This window comes from Acidobacteriota bacterium (genome assembly GCA_040756905.1).
Classification (GTDB): Bacteria; Acidobacteriota; Aminicenantia; order JBFLYD01; family JBFLYD01; genus JBFLYD01.
In genome coordinates, this window is the sequence record JBFLYD010000014.1 from 1 (window position 1) to 21,967 (window position 21,967).

General features: G+C 35.4%; 18 protein-coding genes. 7 read left to right on the forward strand and 11 right to left on the reverse strand.

Annotated elements, in window-relative coordinates:
- Positions 1–272: 272 nt before the first annotated feature.
- The 9 genes from AB1410_01715 to AB1410_01755 form a co-directional block, all read right to left on the reverse strand.
- Complete coding sequence (locus tag AB1410_01715) at positions 273–1,178, reverse strand: DMT family transporter (GenBank protein ID MEW6455418.1); 906 nt, start codon at positions 1,176–1,178, stop codon at positions 273–275.
- Between the two features lie 543 nt (positions 1,179–1,721).
- On the reverse strand, positions 1,722–2,042 hold the full coding sequence (locus AB1410_01720) for a thioredoxin domain-containing protein (protein ID MEW6455419.1): 321 nt from the start codon (positions 2,040–2,042) through the stop codon (positions 1,722–1,724).
- A gap of 68 nt (positions 2,043–2,110) precedes the next feature.
- Positions 2,111–2,377, reverse strand: coding sequence for an HU family DNA-binding protein (locus AB1410_01725; GenBank protein MEW6455420.1), 267 nt, complete (start codon positions 2,375–2,377; stop codon positions 2,111–2,113).
- Between the two features lie 207 nt (positions 2,378–2,584).
- Entirely contained in the window at positions 2,585–3,001 is a 417-nt protein-coding gene (locus AB1410_01730) for a cobalamin B12-binding domain-containing protein (protein ID MEW6455421.1), read from the reverse strand.
- A gap of 53 nt (positions 3,002–3,054) precedes the next feature.
- Complete coding sequence (locus tag AB1410_01735; GenBank protein MEW6455422.1) at positions 3,055–4,701, reverse strand: methylmalonyl-CoA mutase family protein; 1,647 nt, start codon at positions 4,699–4,701, stop codon at positions 3,055–3,057.
- Between the two features lie 269 nt (positions 4,702–4,970).
- A complete protein-coding gene (locus AB1410_01740) occupies positions 4,971–7,220 on the reverse strand; it encodes an MtrB/PioB family decaheme-associated outer membrane protein (GenBank protein ID MEW6455423.1) in 2,250 nt (749 codons plus the stop codon).
- A gap of 12 nt (positions 7,221–7,232) precedes the next feature.
- Positions 7,233–8,150, reverse strand: a complete 918-nt coding sequence (locus AB1410_01745) for a DmsE family decaheme c-type cytochrome (protein MEW6455424.1) — start codon at positions 8,148–8,150, stop codon at positions 7,233–7,235.
- 251 nt (positions 8,151–8,401) lie between these two features.
- Entirely contained in the window at positions 8,402–9,550 is a 1,149-nt protein-coding gene (locus AB1410_01750; GenBank protein MEW6455425.1) for an acyl-CoA dehydrogenase family protein, read from the reverse strand.
- 292 nt (positions 9,551–9,842) lie between these two features.
- On the reverse strand, positions 9,843–10,262 hold the full coding sequence (locus AB1410_01755) for a secondary thiamine-phosphate synthase enzyme YjbQ (GenBank protein MEW6455426.1): 420 nt from the start codon (positions 10,260–10,262) through the stop codon (positions 9,843–9,845).
- A 558-nt stretch (positions 10,263–10,820) separates the two neighbouring features.
- Here AB1410_01755 and AB1410_01760 point away from each other — a divergent pair.
- The 4 genes from AB1410_01760 to lon are packed head-to-tail and all read left to right on the forward strand — an operon-like array spanning position 10,821 to position 15,176.
- The gene (locus AB1410_01760) at positions 10,821–11,867 is read left to right on the forward strand and encodes a lysylphosphatidylglycerol synthase transmembrane domain-containing protein (protein MEW6455427.1); all 1,047 of its coding nucleotides are present in this window, start codon (positions 10,821–10,823) and stop codon (positions 11,865–11,867) included.
- A 1-nt stretch (position 11,868) separates the two neighbouring features.
- Positions 11,869–12,324 (forward strand): transcriptional regulator NrdR, encoded by a 456-nt coding sequence (nrdR, locus tag AB1410_01765; GenBank protein MEW6455428.1) that lies wholly within the window; start codon positions 11,869–11,871, stop codon positions 12,322–12,324.
- An 8-nt stretch (positions 12,325–12,332) separates the two neighbouring features.
- Positions 12,333–12,773: an Hsp20/alpha crystallin family protein gene (locus AB1410_01770; protein MEW6455429.1), complete on the forward strand. Its 441-nt coding sequence runs from the start codon at positions 12,333–12,335 to the stop codon at positions 12,771–12,773.
- A gap of 12 nt (positions 12,774–12,785) precedes the next feature.
- Positions 12,786–15,176, forward strand: coding sequence for an endopeptidase La (gene lon / locus AB1410_01775; protein MEW6455430.1), 2,391 nt, complete (start codon positions 12,786–12,788; stop codon positions 15,174–15,176).
- Here the strand turns inward: lon and AB1410_01780 are convergent.
- Positions 15,158–15,457 carry a hypothetical protein gene (locus AB1410_01780; protein ID MEW6455431.1) on the reverse strand — a complete coding sequence of 100 codons (300 nt, stop codon included), beginning with the start codon at positions 15,455–15,457 and terminating at the stop codon, positions 15,158–15,160. The genes lon and AB1410_01780 overlap by 19 nt on opposite strands.
- A gap of 96 nt (positions 15,458–15,553) precedes the next feature.
- Here AB1410_01780 and thiL point away from each other — a divergent pair, with 96 nt between their 5' ends.
- From thiL to AB1410_01795, 3 genes are all read left to right on the forward strand, one after another.
- Positions 15,554–16,531 carry a thiamine-phosphate kinase gene (gene thiL, locus AB1410_01785; protein MEW6455432.1) on the forward strand — a complete coding sequence of 326 codons (978 nt, stop codon included), beginning with the start codon at positions 15,554–15,556 and terminating at the stop codon, positions 16,529–16,531.
- A gap of 180 nt (positions 16,532–16,711) precedes the next feature.
- Complete coding sequence (locus tag AB1410_01790) at positions 16,712–18,520, forward strand: DUF6600 domain-containing protein (protein MEW6455433.1); 1,809 nt, start codon at positions 16,712–16,714, stop codon at positions 18,518–18,520.
- Positions 18,521–18,798: 278 nt separating this feature from the next.
- Positions 18,799–21,114: a PBP1A family penicillin-binding protein gene (locus AB1410_01795; protein ID MEW6455434.1), complete on the forward strand. Its 2,316-nt coding sequence runs from the start codon at positions 18,799–18,801 to the stop codon at positions 21,112–21,114.
- An 83-nt stretch (positions 21,115–21,197) separates the two neighbouring features.
- Here AB1410_01795 and tmk read toward each other — a convergent pair whose 3' ends face one another.
- A complete protein-coding gene (gene tmk / locus AB1410_01800) occupies positions 21,198–21,878 on the reverse strand; it encodes a dTMP kinase (protein MEW6455435.1) in 681 nt (226 codons plus the stop codon).
- Between the last annotated feature and the right edge of the window lie 89 nt (positions 21,879–21,967).

Consider the following 21,967-nt stretch of genomic DNA (forward strand, 5'->3'; position numbering starts at 1 on the left):
CGAGCATCTAAATACCTAAGAAACAGCAAATTCTAAACACTGAACATAAAAGAGTGAGCAGGAAGGGTGGCGGAGAAAACCGTCACGAATGCGGAGCGGGCATGGTTTCTCTCCCGATGGATATCGGGAGAGAAGAGCGAAGCATGAGTGCCGAGCTGTTATTTTCCTCGCTGGGGAAAATACAGCGTGTTTTTGAAGTCACCCTTGCTGATCACTCTAAAACTTCTGAGTAAAGGGGATGGTTGACTTCTTATTCTTTGCTGACTAAACTATTATGTCCCTAAGGAATTATATCCCACTTTAGCTAAATATATTCCGATAAATATTATTAAAGCCCCTAAAAACTGTATTAATGTCAATCTTTCTGAAAGAAGTAAAAAAGCAAAAATCACCGCAAAAACAGGCTGAAGATAAGAATAAATTGCAGTTCTGCTATTTCCAACCTTTTGAACAGAATAATACCATATGACAAAAGCAAAGACTATAGCAAGGAAAGTTGAGTATAGAAGTCCTCCATAAGCCTTTAATGAAATACTTTGCCAGTGAATATTCCGCATATCCTTCATTGACACAGGAATAAAAAATAGAGTGCCGATTCCCATTGTAATTGCAGTAAGTTTCAGGGGTGAATATCTTTTCAACAAAGGACGGCAGGAAACTGTGTAATATGACCAGAGAATCGATGCCAACAATATTAACACATCACCCTTAAAATAAGATGAAGAAATTTTAAACCCACCTGATTTTCCAAGGATTATTAAATATACTCCAAAAAAAGAGACAAAAATTCCTATCCATCCAAGCCAGTGAGTCTTTTCATGTTTGTAAAACGAACTGAGAAGAGAAACAAAAATTGGAGATGTTGCAAGAATAATTGAGGTATTAGAAGCAGTTGTTTTGTTAATTCCGTTTATAAAAACAAATTGATAAACAGTATGGCTTACAACTCCTATAAAAATAATCTTTATAAAATCCTCTTTTTGAACCTTTAAATTTTTTTCGAAAATATAAGTAAAGAAAAGAAGAGAAAAAGATGCTAAAATCAATCGAATTCCATTAAACGAAAGTGGGTTCATCTCTATAAGGGAATATTTAATTAATGAAAGATTCAACCCCCAGATTAACATTATTGTAATCATCAAAAGATCAATTTTTGTAAAATTAACTCTTTCTTTCAATTTTATTCTTTCAGGTAACTGCTCAATTAACTAATACAAAAGCAATAAATAATTTGTAGGGCAACCCTTCAGAGCCTGCCCCGAACTTGATTCGGGGGTTGCTTAATGCAAGGCTAAAGCCTTGCCCTACATGTCAATTTATTTAATTCGTTTGTATTACTTTATCACTCCTGAAAACAAGTATTTCTTTCTCTTCAATCTTTGCCATCATTTCCTCCCTGTTAAAACTTTAAACTAAATTAATATTATTAATTAAATCTTAAATACAGCAATCAGAAATTTTCTAATATACCAGAAAGAAAGTTTTTCTCCAAATTTAATACATAAGTTACAAGGGGTCAGATCTTCATTATTTAAGTTAAGAAGCCAACCATCTTCTGAGCCAAGGATTTAAGACCAGGAAGGTGGCCAAGAAACCGAAGGTTCCTGAAAACCGTCACGAATGCTGAGGGAGCATGGTTCTTTCCGCCCTCTTTAACTTCTACGAAATATAATAAGTAATCTCAGATGAGCAATGAAGATTTGACCCCTATTCCTTCCTGATTAAGTCAGGTTGGAAATCACAGAAATGAGTTTCGATTTGGGCTGGAATCCTGAAAGTGTCGATACTCTCTCTCCTTTTTTAAAAACCAATATCTGAGGAACGTTTATAACACTGTATTCTTCAGCTATTTCAGGAGATTCACCAACATCAAGAATTCCCACGATAATTTTTTCTTTATACTCCTCAGCGATTTCTTCTAAAACTGGCCTCTGTCTTTTACATGGAGGACACCACTCTGCCCCAAATTCAACCAAAACTAATCTTTCAGAATTTAAAATTTGTTCTCTAAAATTAAAACTGTTAACTTTCAATATCTTCATTATTGCCTCTAAATTCATAAATGTTATGAAAAATGATTTTTAATCTATTTTATAAAAGGAATTAATTTCTATATTTTCTTGAGATTTTTCCCACTTTTAAACTTAATTCTTTTTCCTTCTTTAAGTTCTAAAGGAGTGTTATTTTGTAAATTTCTTCCGATTCCGGTCTTTTTCGCTACAACTTTAAACACTCCAAACCCCCTTAATTCAATTTTCTCTCCTGTTTTCAAGGTTTCTCTCATTATCTCAATTATATTATTTACTCCTGATACTATATATTTTTTTTCTATCTCAGCCTCTGAAATAATCTTATTAATTATATCTGCCTTTACCATATTTCCTCCTATTGTCGTGTCACTTAAATTTCTTTCATTATTCTTTTGTGACACGACACTTTCCCTATGGGAGAAAGATCTCCTTAGACGCTCCGCTGAGCACCCCCTCCCGAGCCATTGGTCTCGGGAGGAAGTACCTTCCCCATACTCCTTCAGTGTGCTTCATGAGAAGCTGTTTGTAATTTAAGATATTTATGGGACAGCACACTATGATTTTTCTTTTTTCCTTTTTTCCTCTATTCTGGTTTTTATAGCTTTAATAATATCTTCTGTTGATGACCCTGGTAAAAAAATTTCCTCGATTCCAATACTTTTAAGGTAGGGGATATCATCCTCTGGAATTATTCCGCCTGCAAAAACTAAAACATCCTCCATCTCCTTTTCTTTTAATAAATCCATAATTTTTGGGAAAAGATAATTATGAGCTCCTGAAAGAATACTCAAGCCAATTACATCAACATCCTCCTGAAGAGCTGAACTAACAATCTGTTCTGGAGTCTGTCTCAAACCTGTATAAATAACTTCCATTCCTGCATCTCTCAGAGCACGGGCAACAACTTTTGCTCCTCTATCATGACCATCAAGACCAGGTTTAGCAATTAAAACTCTAATCTTTCTTTCCATTCTATCTATTTTTAAAATTTCTTCTCTTCACTGTCTACTCTTTTCTTTTTCATTTAAAACTGTATCGGCTCCTGATAGCCCCCCCATATTTCTCTCAAGGAATCCATTATTTCTCCCAATGTGGCATAAGATTTAACACATTTCAAGATATAAGGCATTAAATTTTCATTATCAATGGCAGCTTTCTTCAATGTTTCAAGATTTTCTTTTACATAAGATGTATTCCTCTCGTTTTTTACATCTTTTAATCTTTGAAGTTGATGTTCTACCACTGCCTCATCCACAACAAGAGTTGGTATTTTTTCATTTTCCATAATAAATTCATTAACTCCAACGATTATTTTCTCTTTTCTTTCCACAGCTTTCTGGTACCAGTATGAGCTCTCTTGAATTTCTCTTTGAGGGAAGCCAGCTTCAATTGCTCTAACCATCCCTCCTAAATCATCAATTTTCTTAATGTATTCATTTGCCTTTTCTTCAATCTCATCAGTTATTTTTTCCATGTAATAGGATCCACCTAAAGGGTCAATTGTGTTTGCAACTCCACTTTCATAGGCTAAAATCTGCTGAGTTCTCAATGCTATGGTTACTGCCTGTTCTGCGGGAAGGGCATAAGTTTCATCCATTGAATTTGTATGAAGAGACTGGGTGCCACCTAAAACTGCAGCTAAAGCCTGAATTGCGACCCTTACTATGTTGTTATAAGGTTGTTGTGCCATAAGCGATACACCAGAGGTCTGCGTGTGAAACCTCAACCACCAGGATCTCTCATTTTTTGCTTTAAATCTTTCTTTCATTATTTTTGCCCACATTCTCCTCGCTGCCCTGAATTTTGCAATCTCTTCAAAAAAGTCATTATGAGAATTGAAGAAAAATGATAACCTCGGTGCAAACTCATCTACATTAAGTCCTCTTTTTATTGCCCATTCTACATACTCAATGCCATCTCTCAATGTGAAGGCCAGTTCCTGAACTGCAGTTGCTCCTGCTTCTCTTATATGATATCCGGAGATAGAAATTGTATTCCACTGAGGAACTTCTTTAGAACCAAATTCAAATGTATCCACAACAAGCTTCATCGATGGCTCTGGCGGAAAAACATATTCTTTCTGAGCTATGTATTCTTTAAGGATATCGTTTTGAATGGTTCCTCTTATAACTTTCGGGCTTACACCCTGTTTTTCCGCAACTGCTATGTACATAGCCCAGAGAACTGCTGCAGGAGCATTGATTGTCATCGATGTGGATATTTCTCCCAGGTTTATTCCATCAAAAAGAACTTCCATATCTCTTAATGATGAAATTGCCACTCCGCACTTTCCAATCTCACCTGTGGCAAGGGGATGGTCTGCATCGACTCCCATTAATGTAGGAAGGTCAAATGCTACAGACAAACCTGTCTGACCTTGAGAGAGTAAATATTTATATCTCTTATTTGTATCCTCAGGACTTCCAAATCCTGAGAATTGCCGCATTGTCCACAATTTTCCTCTATATAACGTTGGATGAATTCCCCTTGTAAAAGGATATTCTCCAGGAAATCCTAATTTTTCTAAATATGAGAAATTATCAAGGTCGAGGGGTGTATAAAGTCTTTTGATTTTCCTTCCTGAAACGGATGTAAATTCTTTTTGTCTTTCAGGAGACGATTTAACGTATGGCTCAAGGTTTTTTCTCTCCCAATCTTTTTTTTTATCCATTAAACGTTTCTTATCCTCAGCCAAACTTCATCTCCATTCACTTTTTTATATATATAAATTAACTTTTTTAGTCAAATGTCACTCCTATATTGAGAGAGGGCAATCATCTTCTGAGCGAAGAGGATGATTGGCCTCTCGAAAAATTTAAACGCAATCTTAACTCCCTAAAAATAAAAAAGGCAGAAGATTTACTCCTGCCTTCTATTTTTTCTTTTTACTGGTTTCTGTCTACTATTTACTATTCACGCTTTACGGTTCACTGTTTCTAATTACCAGCTACAAATGAATGTAAGAAATGCAACATGATATTTATATGCTGGTTCAAGGGCTCCCAAATAAAGGGCATAACCTGTAGCAAGCATGTCGACTTTCCAGTCATTTCTTGTAATGTCTTCAAGGTCGTACTGTTCATACCAGTACCCTAAAGCAACTGAGAAACGGGGTCTTAGTTTCCAAAGTAATCTTGCTCTGATAGTTTGAAGCGTTGTTGTGTCAATTTTCTTTGTGAAATTTGCTGCTAAATCAGGTCCTGTTCCTTCTCTTCCAGGAGGTGAATATAAATCAGAAGTTCCATCAGCCTTTGAATATGTATAGGAAAGGTCAAAATTAATTTTATCCTTTTTTAGATATGTATTTAAACCTCCACCAAAAGTATCTACTGTATCTTTTAAGGTTGCAAACCAGTCGTTGAGAGTACTTGCAGAAATCTTATCATAGGGAGGGTTGGCAGTTTGTCTTGCACCCTGATAACCTTTATATTCTTCTCTCGAATAAAACCCATAAATTGCAGAATTTGCCCCAATAGAATATGACAAATCAAAAGAATACAACGAAAAGTCATCTGTTTTTAATCCATAATCAGACTTTGGATATTTATCTTTTCCTGACATATATGAAGCTGAAAAATCAAGGTTTTTAATTGGTGAAATTCCAACCAGGAAATTAATTCCTTCTCTGTCTCTATTCGCTTCATGGTATCTTCTGAAATTAAAGCTTCCCGGAAGTCTGAGAAGATAAAGATCTTTTTTGCCCTCTAAAGACCATTCTCTTTTAGCGCTTAGATAAGAGACTCTTAAAAGAAGCCAGTCAGTTAAATTGCTGTCAATAGAAGCTTTTAATGTTCCTTCATCGCTCTTTCCCTCATCTTCTTCTCCTAATTTTCTTTCAATGCTGTAAAAGGAGTAACCAACTTTGAACGAAGTGTTTTTTATCAGATTAAACGATAAATCCCCAAAATATCTTGATTGTACAAATTTATATGGCTCAACTGACACCGGAACCTCTTCCCAAACCTGATCAAACCTTGAATAACCGGGAAGATGCAATTCATGAGTTTGATTGTCAAAATTGTAGTATCTATATCCAGCATTCAAATATACGTTTTTAATAATTTTTGATATAAGGGTAAAATCCATCGATGTTATATTTGCTTTTGCATTGGCTGTGTCAGCAGGAGAATTTAAAGCGCCTGAGTATTCATGTACTATCGCTGTATTTATTGTATAGGGAAGAAGTTTTTCATTTTGAGAGAATGAGCCATAGGAAATTGAACCATTCAATCTCGTTGATTTTAATAACTTAAAGGAACTATTGATGTAGAATTTTTGAGCTGAATTTGAAGGCATCAGAGCCATCTGTCCTCTTACACTTCCATTTCCCCATACATACGCACCTACGGGAGCGTGATAACTTTGATCAGTAATTCTATATGGGTTATCCCAAATTAAAGTCTGAATATCATTTTCAAATGTAGAAGCATAATATCCTGCCCGGAGTGTTCCCCATTGTTTTGAATATTCTAAGTTCGCATCTACATTTGTAGTATTATAATCAATAGGCTCTTGAACTTCCACAACATGGCTGAATCCAAATGAAGCTCCAATAGGTCGTGTGCCTTTTCTTGCCTCTCTTGAAGCATTAAAGTTAATGCTTAAAGGAACGGATGGATTGTAGGTAAGGTCTAATGTTCCCTTGTTTCTGATAAGCCCAAGTCCAACATCATGGGCTCCTGTTAGAAAGTCTGAAATCAGAGTCCTTGCTTTTCCAATATACCTGAGCGCATTCAGTCCGCCATCTCCAACAGCATTCTGAGCGTCCAACTGAATCTGGTCTGATAATGTATAAACACCTGGTTTGAGTTCCCCATAAAGAGTCTTTCCTTCAAAGCTGAACCTGTGGGGAATCTTATCCCATTCAAAGTCTACATTATATTTTCCATAATCTCCTAATGAGAATCCATATTTTCCATCCTTCTGCCTTATCCTGTTTGCATAGAAATTTAAATATCTGTCTCCTCTTTCAACGGTTAAGTCAAAAAGATTGAAATAGAATCCTCTTGGAACATCTCTATATTCATAGTACTTTGAAGATTTAGCATCTGTCTGAATATCTTCTGCTCCTGTTACAGCTCTGCCCTTTACCTTTACCTCTTCTTTCTCTTTTTCTTCTGCTGAAACTGGCAAAATTGACAAACCAAAAATAATTCCAAAAATTAATATTAAATTTAATAATTTCCTCATTTCACACCTCCATTACCTTAAAAATGTCTTTCCAGAAGGATGATTAGAGCCATGAATTAAGGCATGGCAGTTTGTGCAAGAACGGTTGAATAATCTGTTAGAAAGGATCTGTGTTTGATCGTAAAGTGTGCCAGGGTGTCTTGTGTCTGAATGGCATCTCTGACAGAGAAAAGGTAACTTTGCTTTTAGCATTTTGAGATGATTCGTTCCGTGAGGTTCATGACATAATGAACAGTCTTCCCTCACAGGAACATGTTCCCATATAAAAGGACCTCTTTTTTCAGCATGGCATTCATAACATTTCTCAGTTATTGAATCAGCATCAATTAATTTGGCAGTCTGAGTTCCATGGGGATTATGGCAGTCTGAACAGTTAACCCTTCCCTCTCTAATTGGATGATGGGATGCTCTGTAGAATTGAGATTCTTTCTGTTTGTGGCATGAAAAGCAGAGTTCAGTCTCTTTCGCTTTAACAAGCTGAGCTTTTTCAGCTTTTGCATTATGAACACTGTGGCAGTTCTGACAGGCAAGTCCTCGTGCATCATGGGCACTTCCTAACCAGAACATTTTTCTTCCTCTTTCATGGCATTGAAGACACATATCGGATTTTTCTTCACTCGTAAGAGCTGCAACGGACTTTATTTTTGTTTTATCACCGCCAGCTTCCACATGAGCACCAGCAGGTCCATGACAGGTTTCGCATGCTTTGTCAGAACGAAGTTCAAATCCTTTCTTTCCATGAATTGTGTCTTTGAAGGCTTTAACCATTTCCTCATGGCACATTTCACATTGTTCTATCCCTGCATATTCTGCTTCTTGCTGTGCAATCGCCCTCTCTGGTGATGAGAATAAAATTAATGAAAGTATTAATATGACAACAGGAATTAGAATAGTGAATGCCAGCTGATTAAATCTACTTTTAAACTCCATCACTGCACCTCCTCCTTTACATGAATTTTATAAATAATGCCACGCTTTTTTAAATTAAAATTCTATAAAAGTATAAATTTCAATAACATATAATATGAATTAAATTTATAACGCATATTAAAAAATTTTGTCAAGCATTTTTAGACATTAGTGAATATTAATAAATAAATCCCCATAAAAATTATACATAAATATTAATCTAATTTTTTTATTATCAATAAAATATTAATTTTTATTTATTGTATTAAAAATTATTTCAAAGGACCGAGTATTTCTCTTGATATCACATATTTCTGAATTTCATTAGTTCCTTCGTATATCTGCATAAGTTTTGCATCTCTTACAAGTTTTTCCATCGGATAGTCTTTCATGTATCCATATCCTCCGAATATCTGGAGGGCATCAACTGTAATCTTCATCGCTACATCTGTAGCGAATAACTTTGCCATCGCAGCTTCTTTTGTTGCCTTCAGTCCATTATCAAGAAGCCATGCAGAATGATATACAAGATGTCTTGCTGCATTAATCTCGGTTGCCATTTCTGAAAGTTTAAAAGCAATATGTTGAAAAGAAGCGATTGGTTTTTCGAATTGCTTTCTTGTCTTTGAATATTCTAAGGCATGTTCATAGGCTGCTCTTGCAATCCCGAGTCCTCCTGCTCCAACAGAAGGACGAGCTTTATCAAGGGTCTTCATCGCGACGAGAAATCCCATACCTTCTTTTCCGAGCAAATTTTCTTCAGGAATTTTTACATCATCAAAAAATATCTCTGCTGTATTTGATGCTCTATGTCCCATCTTATTTTCAATTTTTCCAATTTTAACTCCTGGGGTATCCATTGGAACTATAAAGGCTGTAATTCCTCTCGGACCTCTTGTTCTGTCGACTGTTGCAAATACCACTGAAAGCTTTGACACTCCTCCATTTGTTATGAAGCATTTTGAACCGTTTATTATATATTCTCCATTTGCTTTTTTGGCAGTCGTAGCTATTCCTCCAGCGTCTGAACCAGCCTCTCTTTCAGTTAATGCAAAAGAGGCAAAGCCCATTTCTTTTGTAAATGATGTAAAAAATTTCCTTTTTTGCTCATCATTTCCAAACAGAATAATAGGAGTAAGGGCGAGGGAGTTTGCCATTATCGATGTATACATCCCTGCACAACCCCATGCTAGTTCCTCACATATAATAACAGTATCTAAAGTAGAAAGACCTCCTCCCCCATATTCTTGAGGAATCGAGGATGTCAAAAATCCAACCTCAAAAGCTTTTTTCATAATTTCCCAAGGGAACTCGTCACTTTCATCATATTTTGCAGCATTCGGTCTTAATTCTTTTAAGGCAAATTCTCTTGCCATTTCCTGTAATGCTATCTGTTCCTCAGTTAATCTAAAATCAACCATTAGTTCCTCCTTCTATATCTATGATTTTAAAAAATAAAGTAACCATTTCATCACTCTCTTTAAAACAAAAAACTCAATTAATACAAACGAAATTAACAATGTTACATTTACCGTCATTCCTGCAAAAGCAGGAATCCAGACGTCGTCCCCGCGGAAGCGGGGAACTACATAAAGGAACTGGATTCCCACTTTCGTGGGAAACCCTGGATTCCCGCCTGCGCGGGAATGACAACACTAAATGTCTATGTCAACTTACTTAATGCTTTTGTATTAATTCTGTAATTGATTAATTTTATTCTCCGCTTATCTGAACTTTGATCTCTCTTCTTCGGGGCCGATTATCAAAATCAATAAAAACTATCTGCTGCCATGTCCCAAGGAGCAGTTTTCCTTCTGATATTGGAACCACAAGGGAAGATCCTATTAGAGATGCTCGCAAATGGGAAAAACCATTTCCATCTCCCCAGGTACTGTCATGATGATATGATTTAGAACTGGGGATAATTTTTTCTATAATTTCCTTAAAATCCTTTATTAAATTTGGTTCATACTCAATGGTTGTTAATCCACCTGTTGATCCAGCAACAAAAATTAATACATGACCATTCTTTACTCCATATTTCTTTACAAGATCTGAAATTTCCTCTGTTATATCTTTCACATCACAGAACCCTTTTGTCTGTAATGAAATCGAAGAATTAATTATTTTCATTTTTGATAAGACTCTTTATAAATTATTCTCGCTTAAAAATCAACAATAAAATAACAAAATGAGAGGCCAACCATCCCATTCGCTCAGAATATGATTATCCTCATACTTTATATAGTGACCAGCAAGGGTGACTTCGTCCCACACTAACTTATTATTACCTAATACAAATGCATTGAATAAATTGTAGGGCAACCCTTTAGAGCCTGCCCCGAACTTGATTCGGGGGTTGCTTAATGCAAGGCTAAAGCCTTGCCCTACATGTAACAATATTTTATGAGTTTGCTATAAATTAAGGAATTCATAATATCTCTCCTTCAATCACTTAATTTTTTTGGAATAAATACAGTTAGTGCAGGAGCACTCATGCTTCGCTCCCCCTCACTTATCCCGCTTCGCATTCGTGACGGTTTTCAGGAACCTTCGGTTTCTCCGCCACCCTTCCTGCTCACTCCACTTCTTTATAGATTTTGATTCCTTTCGATATATCGTTAAGAAGATGGTTGGCCTCTCTTTAAAAAATTGACTAATGCAACTTCTGATGTTAAAATCCAGTTCACCATGAAAAAAAGTTTTATAAAAATATTTCTTACCCTTCTGATTACCTTGCTTCTGCTCTTTTTCTTTTTTAAAAACACGGATTTAAAAGAAGTCCATTATCACCTGAAAAAGATTTCCTCCATTTCAATTCTTTCTTTCATTTTATTTGTCTTTCTCTCTTTTGTTATAAGAGCTTTTCGGTGGAAATATATGTTGATTAATCAAAAAGAGAATATTAAATTTTCGAATCTCCTCTCAGCAATTATCATCGGCTTTGCAATATCTTATTCCATCCCTGGAAGAGTTGGCGAGGTTGTTCGTCCTGTCTTAATCGGCTATAAGGAAAACATAAACAAAAGCTTTGCCTTTGGAACAGTTGTAGTCGAAAGGCTTTTTGATATCATCTCAGCAATTTTTTTGTATGGAACTTTTCTATTCTGGAGTCTCTTTGCCAATGATTCCCTCTATAAAGATAAAGAAGTATTCAAAATAATCAAGAAAGGAAGCATTTTTGCTTTCTCTCTTGTATTTTCTTTAATTTTTCTACTATTTATTTTCCATAAGAATAAAACTTTTCTAAGGTCTTTAATATTTTTTTTTATGAAACCTTTCACCCCAAAAATAAAACAAAATGTATTAAACATCGGAGAAAATTTTCTTAATGGAATTAATTGTTTTTTCTACAATAAAAAAAATCTTTTCTTTATCATATTTTATTCAATATTTCTATGGACTTTTATTTCCTTTTCTTACTGGTTCTTTCTCTATTTCACTGGGATAAAAATTCCATTTTTCTATTCCTTTCCGTACATCCTTATCCTGATCGTTGGTGCTTCTGTTCCCACACCAGGAATGGTTGGCGGGTTTCATGCAGCAAGTAAAATTGGTCTGGTATCCCTGTTCTCACTGGATGAGAATCAAGCGATTGGAATAACATTAATCCTCCACATAATTGTGGTTGTAACAACAATATTTCTGGGTATTCTTTTTTCATGGAAAGAAGGATTGTCTATTTCAAAGTTTAAAAGCATTGAAAAAACCAAAAAATTAAAACAATATATTTTCTAAAATGAAGTGTCCCCACTGCGGAGAAATCGAAGACAAAGTAATCGATTCGAGAATAGCAAAAGATGGCACAACTATAAGACGAAGAAGGGAATGCATCAAATGTGGAAGAAGGTTTACAACTTATGAAAAAATAGAAGAATTGCCATTTATGGTTATTAAAAAAGATGGAAGAAGAGAGCCGTTTAACAGACAGAAACTTCTTCTGGGAATAAGAAAAGCTTGCGAAAAAAGACCAATTTCTGTAAAAATAATAGAGGGAATAGCGAATGAAATAGAGGTTATGATGCAGGAAAAACAGGAAAGAGAGATTTCTACTTCTGAAATAGGTAAATTTGTGATGGAAAAGCTAAAAAAGCTGGATAAAGTTGCATATGTAAGATTTGCATCGGTCTACAGGGAATTTAAAGATGTCGACCAGTTTATGGATGAACTTTCTCAACTCTTAAAAGAGAAATAGGTGGATTTATGAAGAAAATATTTCCGTTTTCTGAAATTATAAGGCTCGAAACTGAGATGATGAAAATTTTTGAAGAATTCTTTCCTGTAGAAAAATCTAACGATATATTAAATGTCACCTGGGTTCCTAACGTTGATATCTGTGAAAAAAATGAAGAACTCATAATCAGAATAGAACTACCAGGGGTAAACAAAAAGGATATTAAAATTTATCTTACCGGGAATAAGCTGGAAATATCAGGAGTTAAAAAAGAACCCTTAAAACAGGATGCTAAAGTCTGGTATCTTCTTGTCGAACGAGAATACGGGAGATTTTTAAGAAGAGTTTTTCTTCCAGTCACTGTGAATTCTGAAGGTGTAAAGACTGTATTTGAAGATGGTATTCTTACGATAAAATTTACTAAATTTCAGGAAACTAAAAAAGGGCAGGTTGAAATAAAATTAGATTAGATGGAGTGAAAGATGCAAGAAGAAAAAGAAATTAAAGATGAAATCGGGATAGAAAATAACAGAGAAAAAATTCAGATTCCTCCTGAACTTCCTGTGCTTCTTCTCAGAGACATAGTAGTATTTCCTTTTATGGGAATCCCCCTTTATGTGGGAAGGGAAAAGTCCAAGAAAGCAATTGACCAGTCTTTAGTTTCTCACAGGCTTCTTTTTTTACTCGCTCAGAAAGATCCTTCGGTGGAAGAACCCAAATTAGATGAAATCTATCATATTGGAACAGTGGGAAGCATCTTAAGGATGTTAAAGCTTCCTGATGGAAGAGTAAGAATTTTTGTTCAGGGAATGTTAAGGGCAAAGTTAGAATATTTCGACGACACACAAGCATTTTATTCCGCCAAGATTTCTTTTATTCCTGAGGAAGAAAAAGAAAAGTGGTCAATGGAAACAGAAGCCCTTATAAGAAATATAAGAACAGGTTTAGAGAAGGCTGCATCTTTAGGAAAGCCATTATCGCCTGAAATCTTAATAATTGCCCAGAATTTAGATGACCCAGGGAGGCTGGCAGACCTTACAGCTGCAAATCTTGAATTGAAAGTGCCCGAAGCTCAACAGATTCTTGAATTATTCGATCCCAATGAAAGATTAAAAAAAGTTCATGAACTCCTTCAAAAAGAACTGGGGGTTTTAGAAATTCAACATCAAATAAGTCTTCAGGCAAAGGGAGAGATGGATAAAACCCAGAAGGAATATTTTTTAAGACAACAACTAAAAGCCATCCAGCAAGAACTTGGAGAAGGATCGGAGATTCAGGAAGAAATAAAGAACATGAAGGAAAAATTGGAAAAAATAAAAATGCCAAAGGAAGCAAAAGAAGAAGTGGAAAGACAGATAAAAAAATTGGAGAGGATGCATCCTGATTCAGCTGAGACAGCAGTTTTGAGGAACTATCTTGAATGGATGCTTGAACTTCCCTGGTCAAAGAACACAAAGGACAACCTTAATTTAGAAAAGGCTCATAAAATTCTTGATGAAGACCATTATGGTCTCGATAAAATAAAAGAAAGGATAGTTGAGTTGTTAAGCGTCAGAAAATTGAGAAACAGAGTTAAAGGCCCTATCCTCTGTTTTGTCGGACCCCCTGGAGTTGGAAAGACTTCTCTCGGAAAGTCCATTGCAAGGGCTTTGGGAAGAAAATTTGTAAGAATATCGATAGGCGGGATAAGAGATGAAGCTGAAATCAGAGGACATAGAAGAACTTATGTTGGAGCTCTTCCAGGAAGGATCGTACAGGGAATAAGACAGGCTGGCTCAAACAATCCTGTCTTCATGCTGGATGAGGTGGATAAAATAGGAGCTGACTACAGAGGAGACCCATCCTCTGCTCTCCTTGAAGTTTTAGACCCTGAACAGAATCATTCTTTTAGAGATCACTATCTTGGTGTGCCATTCGATCTATCAAAGGTTATGTTCATTACAACTGCAAACATACTCGATACAATACACCCAGCATTTCTTGATAGAATGGAGGTAATTCATCTTCCCGGATATTCAGAAGAAGAAAAAATAGAAATAGCTAAAAGACACCTGATACCAAAACAGATAAAAGAAAATGGGCTAAAAGAAAATCAGATAAAATTTTCTGATGACGCCATAAAAAATATTATCTCTCTTTATACAAGAGAAGCGGGAGTTAGAAACCTGGAGAGAGAAATTGCTTCTGTCTGCAGAAAGGTAGCCAAGAATATAGCTTCTGGGAAAAAAGGTGAATTTAAAATAACCTCAGGTATTCTTGAAAAATACCTCGGACCACCAAAAATATTTAAAGACATGCTTTTAGAAAAAGACCAAGTTGGAGTTGCAACCGGAGTTGCCTGGACCCCTTATGGGGGAGACATACTTTTTGTTGAAACAACTGTAATGAAAGGAAAGGGAAATTTATTACTCACCGGCTCTCTTGGAGACGTAATGAAAGAATCAGCTCATGCAGCTTTAAGCTATGCAAAAGCTCACTCAAAAGAATTTAGCATAGATGAAAATATCTTCTTTGAAAGAGATATCCATGTCCATATTCCTGAGGGAGCAACTCCAAAAGATGGACCTTCTGCAGGTATCACACTTGCTGCCTCATTGATCTCTGTTTTCACAAACAAACCTGTAAAAAGAGATATAGCAATGACTGGAGAAATCACTTTGAGGGGAAATGTAATTCCAGTCGGAGGAATAAAAGAAAAAATATTAGCTGCAAGAAGAGCAGGAATAAAAAATATAATTTTACCAAAACAGAATAAAAAAGACCTCGAGGATATTCCCAAGGAAATCAGAAAGGAAATGAATTTTATATTTGTTGGAGAAATTGGAGAAGCTATAAAATATGCCCTTATTGATGGTTATCCCTTAAAAAAGTAATCTCCTAGTGTCATGTCACTTAAATATCTTTCTTTATTCTTATGTGACATGACACTTTCCCTATGGGAGAAAGATCTCCTTAGACGCTTCGCTGAGCAGCACATAGGAGCCTTTCGGAGAACTGAAATATCAGAAGAATTAATCACTTCTCTTTTATCCGAAAGGCTCCTAGCACTGCCCTTAAGGGCAGTGTGTAAAAGGTCTTTATTTAAATTTAAATCATCTATTTCCATGCACCAGAATGGTGCATATAGGAGGGTGCGGAATACATATTCCGACACCCTCCTATGTTCGGGAAAGTTCCTTCCCCATGCCCCTTCAGTGTGCTTTAGGAGAAATTCTCTATTTACGAAGATATTTATGCGACAGTACACTAAATGATTTTAAAGGAAATCGGTGAAATAAAAATAATCGAATGGATAAAAAATAATTTTCAATTATCTTCAAAAAATGTTCTGGTGGGTATTGGAGATGATACGTCTGTTTTAAGACTTGGGAAGAATAATTTTCTCATCACCAAGGATTTATTAATTGAAGATGTCCATTTTAAAAAAGAATTTCATCCGCCGTTCATCCTGGGTAAAAAATCTATTTCAGTAAATGTTTCTGATGTAGCCTCAATGGGAGGAACACCTCTTTATGCCTTATTGGGAGGAGGATTTCCTAAAGAATTAGAATGGGATTGGCTTGAAGATTTCCTAAACGGGATAAAATCTTCATTAGATAAGTATAAAATTGAGCTGATCGGAGGAGATATATGCTTATCCGAAAAAATATTTATATCGATAACTCTTATTGGAAGATGTAAAAAATATTCGATGAGAAAAGGAGCAAAAACTGGGGATAAAATTTTTGTATCCGGTGAACTTGGAAACTCATCAATGGGTCTTGAATTGTTAATTTCCGGAAAAAGACTTGGTGAAGATAAAATTGCTGATAAACTCATTAAATCCCATCTTGATCCAGAACCCCGACTTAAACTTGGAAAGTATTTAGTCAAAAATAATCTGGTTAATTCAATGATTGATTTAAGCGATGGATTATCAAAAGATATTCATAATTTGTGCAGAGAGAGTGCCTGCGGAGCAGATATCTATCTCAATTCAATCCCTGTATCCAAAGAACTTGAATATTTTTCGAAGTATCTTAATAAAGATAAATATTTTTACTCAATCCATGGTGGAGAAGATTATGAACTTCTCTTTACTTCTTCGAAAAATAAATCAGATAAAATAAAAAAAATCTCAAAAAAAATAAAAATTATTGGCATAATAAAAGAAAAAGAGAAGGGAATAAATCTCATTAAAGATGGGAAAAAGATTCCATTAAAGCCTGAGGGTTGGGAACACTTTTAAATACTGCGAACAGTAAATCGTGAACTGTAAACTGTAACTAATGAGAACGTATTTAATTTTAATATATTTTAAGGTCAATTGTCCTCCAAGGTGGACATACTAATTGATAAGGATCTACAATTTATAAGGATTTCTTAATGGTATGATTTTTGCTTAAAATTATAATGGAAGGAGGAAAAAATGAAATACATAAAATTATCTTCGTTGATAATATTAATAATATTTATATTTGCATTAACTCTATTTTCTGAGGAACAATCCACTGGCAATATGCAGGGTGGAATCGGCAGGCTAAGCTACATTCAGGGAAATGTTTACATACAGAGAGCTTCTGAGCTTGGATATGAGGAAGCCTCAATAAATTTGCCTGTTGTAGAAGGTGATAGAATTGGAACCTCTGATGGAAGAGCTGAAGTTTATTTAGGCAGATCAAATTATCTGAGACTTGATTATGATACAAAAATTGATTTTCTTTCTTTTCCTTCTGAAGATTATGGAAAGTTATCAATAAAATTATGGGCAGGAAGAACATTCTTAAGAGTTAATAATATTTATAATGAGAAGGAAATCGAGATAACAACTCAAAATGTCACAGTCTATGTACTAAAAGAAGGTCTTTATAGAATCGATATAAATTATGAAGGAAATACAGAAGTCTCTGTTTTGGATGGACTGGCTGAAGTTTCTTCCTATGAAGGCACCTATATTTTGAGAAGTAATCAGAAAATCGAAACTTATAATGGGAAATTTACCTCAAGACCTTTTTATATTACTTTTGTTGAAGATAGTTTTTCAGATTTCAATAGAACAAGGGAAGAAATGATTCAGGCAAGAAAATACAGAAGAACTTACCTCCCTTCAGAGTTAAACGATTATGAATGGGAATTTGACTATTACGGAAGATGGCACTATTTAAATCCTTACGGCTGGGTGTGGACTCCGGTGAGTGTTTATTATGGATGGAGGCCCTATTATTGGGGAAGATGGGGTTGGTATCCTCGATGGGGATGGACCTGGATTCCTTATGAACCCTGGGGATGGGCTGCTTATCATTATGGAAGATGGGGCTGGAACCTTTCATTAGGGTGGTACTGGATTCCTACCCCTATATGGGGTCCTGCCTGGGTATACTGGGGCTGGGGATATGACTGGATTGGCTGGTGTCCTATCGACTATTGGGGATATCCTGTTGTAATAATAAACAATTTTTATTACAGAAATTATAACAACAATATTCCTTCAAATTCTTCAGCATGGACATTTATTCGAAAAGACCAGCTCCAGGCAAGAGATATCTCCAAGGCTGTTTTAAGCAAGGATAGAATAAAACAAATCGGCACAGTGCAGGTTACAAAAAATCAACCTGACCTTAAACCAGTATTTGGAAAGGTTCAGGCTCAACCTCTCAAAGGGAAAAAAGTATTTCTTAGAAATGAGCCCACAATTTCTCCTGAAAAAGGTTATGAATCAAGAACTATTGAAAAAAGATCTTCCAGAAGAATGGAAGAATTTCCCGCTTCCGAAAAAAATGCAATCGATAAAAATACATTTTCAAGAAGAAAAGAAATCCCGGAAACATCTCGAATAACAAGAGAGCCAAAGAGTGATGATTCAGCCTCAGTTCCATCAAGAGAAAAAATTATAAAGAAAAGAGATTATAAGAACGAATATCCATTCAGTGTTTTTAATGATTCAAGAACTAAATTTAGATCAAGAGATCGTCGTGAAAGAGAACCTGAGAATTTAAGAAAATATCAACCATACTCAAGAAGTGAGAGAAAGGAAAATAAATCTTCCATAAGAGAAATATTTAAATCATTTTCTGGAGGAGGCACTGTAAAAAGAGGAGTCTCCGAGAGAGGCGATGGATCCTCTCGGGGAAGAATTACCAGAGACTCTCGTAGTTCCTCCTCCAGTTCATCCTCTTCAAGAGGAAGCAGTGGCAGAAGTAGCAGTGGAGGCAGAAAAGCAGTCAAGAAAAAAGACTAAGCCAAAAACCTGAGCGGGAAGGGTAACTCCTCAGAGGTCAACTTTTACTTACGGTGTCAGTTTTGACCCCGTAACCATAATTTTATTCGACAAAAAAGTAGCGTGTCCCCTCTTTTCCCTTTTTCGGTTTTCTTGACCACCATTCCTGCCCTCTTCACACAAAACTTTAATTTAATTTAAAATTACTTCTTCTAAAATTTCGCTGTTTATTGTTTATTCAATTGTGATATAATTTTTTTTATGTGTCCGAAAAGAAATAAGCTAATTTCTCAAGTTCGATGATATTAAAAGTAAAAAAATCTCATTTCAAACTTTTTATTTTCTCTGCATTCACACTGCTTGCAATTCTAACAGGTGTGGGTTCTGGTATTTTTCTTTCCTATGAAAGAGACCTCCCTAAAATTTCTCAGCTCGAGGATTACAGACCCAATACGATGAGCATTGTATATGGGATTAATGGAGAAAAAATTGGAGAATTTGCGATAGAAAAGCGAATCCCCATTGCTTACAGTTCTATTCCTGATGTTCTAAAATATGCAATTATTTCTGCCGAAGATAGCCGTTTCTTTAAGCATTGGGGAATTGATATATGGGGAATACTTCGAGCTATTAAGGAAAATATAATAGCAATCAGAGCAAAGGAGGGTGGAAGTACAATTACCCAGCAATTGGCCAGGCTTCTATTTCTCACCCCCGAAAAAACTCTAAAAAGAAAAATTAAAGAAATGCTGCTTTCTTTTCAAATTGAAAAAAATTACACTAAAGAACAAATTTTTACATTTTACTGTAATCAAATTTATTTAGGTCACGGAGTTTATGGAGTTGAAGCTGCTTCCCAATTCTATTTTGGAAAAAGTGCAAAAGAATTAAATTTAGGAGAAGCTGCCCTCATAGCTTCCCTCCACAGATCTCCACAAAGATACTCTCCTTATATCAATCCTAACCTATCTGTTTCGCGAAGAAACTGGGTTCTGGACAGGATGAAAAATGAAGGCTACATTACAAAAAAAGAGGCAGTAGCAGAAAAGAAAAAACCGATAATTTTAAATCCTTTTCCAAAGCAGATAAATGATTATTCTGCTTATGTCCTTGAAGAAATCAGAAAATACCTGGAAGAAAAATACGATACCAGAACAATATATGAAGGCGGATTAAAAATATACACAGGAATTGATCCCATTGCCCAAAAATTAGCAGAAAAGTATATAAAAGATGGCATTCGAAAAATTGATAAAAGACAGGGCTGGAGAAAGCCCCAGATAAACCTCTTAGAAAATGGGGTTCATGATTTAGAAAATTATAAAATGTCCCCATGGCCGAGAAGATTTCAGGAGGGAGAAATATATCAGGGAATGACCCTTCTTTCCGAAAAAGATAAAGCCCTCATCAGGTTGGGAAACTTAACCGGAATTTTAGATAAAAAAGAAATACAATGGGCAGGCAGAGATAGTATTCAAAGATTAATAAAAAAGGGTGATATAGTTTCAGTAAAGATTGTAACTATTGATGAAAAAAATAATTTAGCTATTCTCTCCCTCGAACAGGAACCAATTGTTGAAGGCGCTTTCATTGCATTAGACCCCCGCTCAGGTGAAATAAAAGCTATGGTAGGAGGATATTCCTTTCACAAAAGTCAGTTCAATCGGGCTGTTCAAGCATTGCGACAGACAGGATCGGCTATAAAGCCTTTAATTTATGCTGCTGCTTTGCAGGACGGATTTACTCCAGCTTCGATTCTTATCGATGAACCAATCACTTTTTTTGACAGATGGACAGGAAAACCCTGGACTCCAAAAAACTTTAAAGATAGTTATAAAGGACTTGTTACATTGAGAAGAGGTCTGGAAGAATCAAGAAATGTCGTAACTGCTAAAATCGTTGAAAAAATAACTCCTGAGCGTACAATAGAATATATAAGAAAACTTGGAATTACCTCAAAGCTGGACCCTTTTATGAGCTTATCCCTTGGCTCTTTTGAAGTTTCCCTTTTAGAAATGGTTTCTGCCTTTTCTTCGTTCATCAATAATGGAATAAGGATGAAACCTTATATCATCAAAAGAATAGAAGATATGGAAGGAAACATTCTCGAAGAAAACAATGTTGAAGCCCATGAGGTAATGCCTGCTGCATACGCTTATCTAATAACAAATTTAATGGAAGGGGTTGTAAAAAGAGGAACTGCCACAAAAGCTTTAGTTTTGAATAGACCGATAGCAGGAAAAACTGGAACAACCAATGAATTCACCGATGCCTGGTTCATCGGGTCAACTCCATCCCTGATAGCTGGGGTCTGGGTTGGATTTGATGAAAAAAAATCTCTTGGAGAAAATGAGGTTGGAGCAAGGGCTGCTCTTCCGATCTGGATTGATTTCATGAAAGAATATTTAGAGAATCAGCCTGTTGAGAATTTCACTGCTCCTCCTAATGTGGTTTTCATAAAAATCGACAGAATGACAGGACTTTTAGCAACGCCTTACTGTTCTCATGTAATTGAAGAAGCTTTCATTCCCGGGACAGAGCCAACAAAGTTCTGTTCTGAACAGGAACACTATAAAATTTCAGATTATTTCAAAACCATCCAGGCTATCGAATAACTGAAAAAAGACTACCTTTTTTCAAGAGAGGTCAACCATTTTCTGAGCGAAGGGGATGATTGACCTCTCTAAAAAAATTTTTCTTATTTATCCTCTCTGTTTTTAATAAGCCGGAAAACAATATCCTCTATTTCTGAATAAATTTCTTTAATAGTTTTTGACCCATTGACAAATTTGATGTTATTTGCTTTAAAACTTAAAAAATTTTCTCTCACTTTTTTTAAAAAATCTTCTTTTTCAAAGAGTCTTTCAAATTTCCTTACATTACTCACCCTCTTCAGACCTGTTTCCGGCTCAATATCAAGTATAATAACCAGATCAGGTTTAATCGCTATTTTTTTATTCAATCTCTCAATCTTCTTCTTATCGATTCCTTTTGCTCCCTGATAGGCAATGTTTGAAAAATAGTATCTATCGAGGAGAACAATTTTTTTATTTTTAAGAGCAGGTTTTATGTTGTTTTCTACGTCAAACTTCCTGTCTTTTAGAAAACACTCGAGTTCCTCTTCAGGCGACAATGAAAATTCTTTTTTCGACAACTCTTTTATTTTTTTACCCCAATAGGAGTTGGAAGGTTCTCTGAATAAAACAGCATCAAACCCTCTTTCTTTTAATTTTTTCAGCATTATTTCTGCCTGGGTTGTTTTCCCAGAACCATCAATTCCCTCAAATACAATCAGTATCCCTTTTTTAAGTTTCATCATAAACAAAATTATTATTACTACATAAACCCCAAAAAATAAAGAAAAAACATAATTCCTCATAACTCTCACAGAAAGAGGTCAATCATTTTCTGAGCGACATATCGACAAAAAAGTTTTAAATTCAAATATTTGGATTTATCATTTTATTT

Excerpts from the sequence above, each read along its gene's own strand:
- AB1410_01720 (MEW6455419.1), bottom strand. The coding sequence starts at position 2,042 with ATGAAGATATTGAAAGTTAACAGTTTTAATTTTAGAGAACAAATTTTA.
- AB1410_01725 (MEW6455420.1), bottom strand. The coding sequence starts at position 2,377 with ATGGTAAAGGCAGATATAATTAATAAGATTATTTCAGAGGCTGAGATA.
- AB1410_01730 (MEW6455421.1), bottom strand. The coding sequence starts at position 3,001 with ATGGAAAGAAAGATTAGAGTTTTAATTGCTAAACCTGGTCTTGATGGT.
- AB1410_01735 (MEW6455422.1), bottom strand. The coding sequence starts at position 4,701 with ATGGATAAAAAAAAAGATTGGGAGAGAAAAAACCTTGAGCCATACGTT.
- AB1410_01740 (MEW6455423.1), bottom strand. The coding sequence starts at position 7,220 with ATGAGGAAATTATTAAATTTAATATTAATTTTTGGAATTATTTTTGGT.
- AB1410_01745 (MEW6455424.1), bottom strand. The coding sequence starts at position 8,150 with ATGGAGTTTAAAAGTAGATTTAATCAGCTGGCATTCACTATTCTAATT.
- AB1410_01750 (MEW6455425.1), bottom strand. The coding sequence starts at position 9,550 with ATGGTTGATTTTAGATTAACTGAGGAACAGATAGCATTACAGGAAATG.
- AB1410_01755 (MEW6455426.1), bottom strand. The coding sequence starts at position 10,262 with ATGAAAATAATTAATTCTTCGATTTCATTACAGACAAAAGGGTTCTGT.
- AB1410_01760 (MEW6455427.1), top strand. The coding sequence starts at position 10,821 with ATGAAAAAAAGTTTTATAAAAATATTTCTTACCCTTCTGATTACCTTG.
- nrdR (MEW6455428.1), top strand. The coding sequence starts at position 11,869 with ATGAAGTGTCCCCACTGCGGAGAAATCGAAGACAAAGTAATCGATTCG.
- AB1410_01770 (MEW6455429.1), top strand. The coding sequence starts at position 12,333 with ATGAAGAAAATATTTCCGTTTTCTGAAATTATAAGGCTCGAAACTGAG.
- lon (MEW6455430.1), top strand. The coding sequence starts at position 12,786 with ATGCAAGAAGAAAAAGAAATTAAAGATGAAATCGGGATAGAAAATAAC.
- thiL (MEW6455432.1), top strand. The coding sequence starts at position 15,554 with ATGATTTTAAAGGAAATCGGTGAAATAAAAATAATCGAATGGATAAAA.
- AB1410_01790 (MEW6455433.1), top strand. The coding sequence starts at position 16,712 with ATGAAATACATAAAATTATCTTCGTTGATAATATTAATAATATTTATA.
- AB1410_01795 (MEW6455434.1), top strand. The coding sequence starts at position 18,799 with ATGATATTAAAAGTAAAAAAATCTCATTTCAAACTTTTTATTTTCTCT.
- tmk (MEW6455435.1), bottom strand. The coding sequence starts at position 21,878 with ATGAGGAATTATGTTTTTTCTTTATTTTTTGGGGTTTATGTAGTAATA.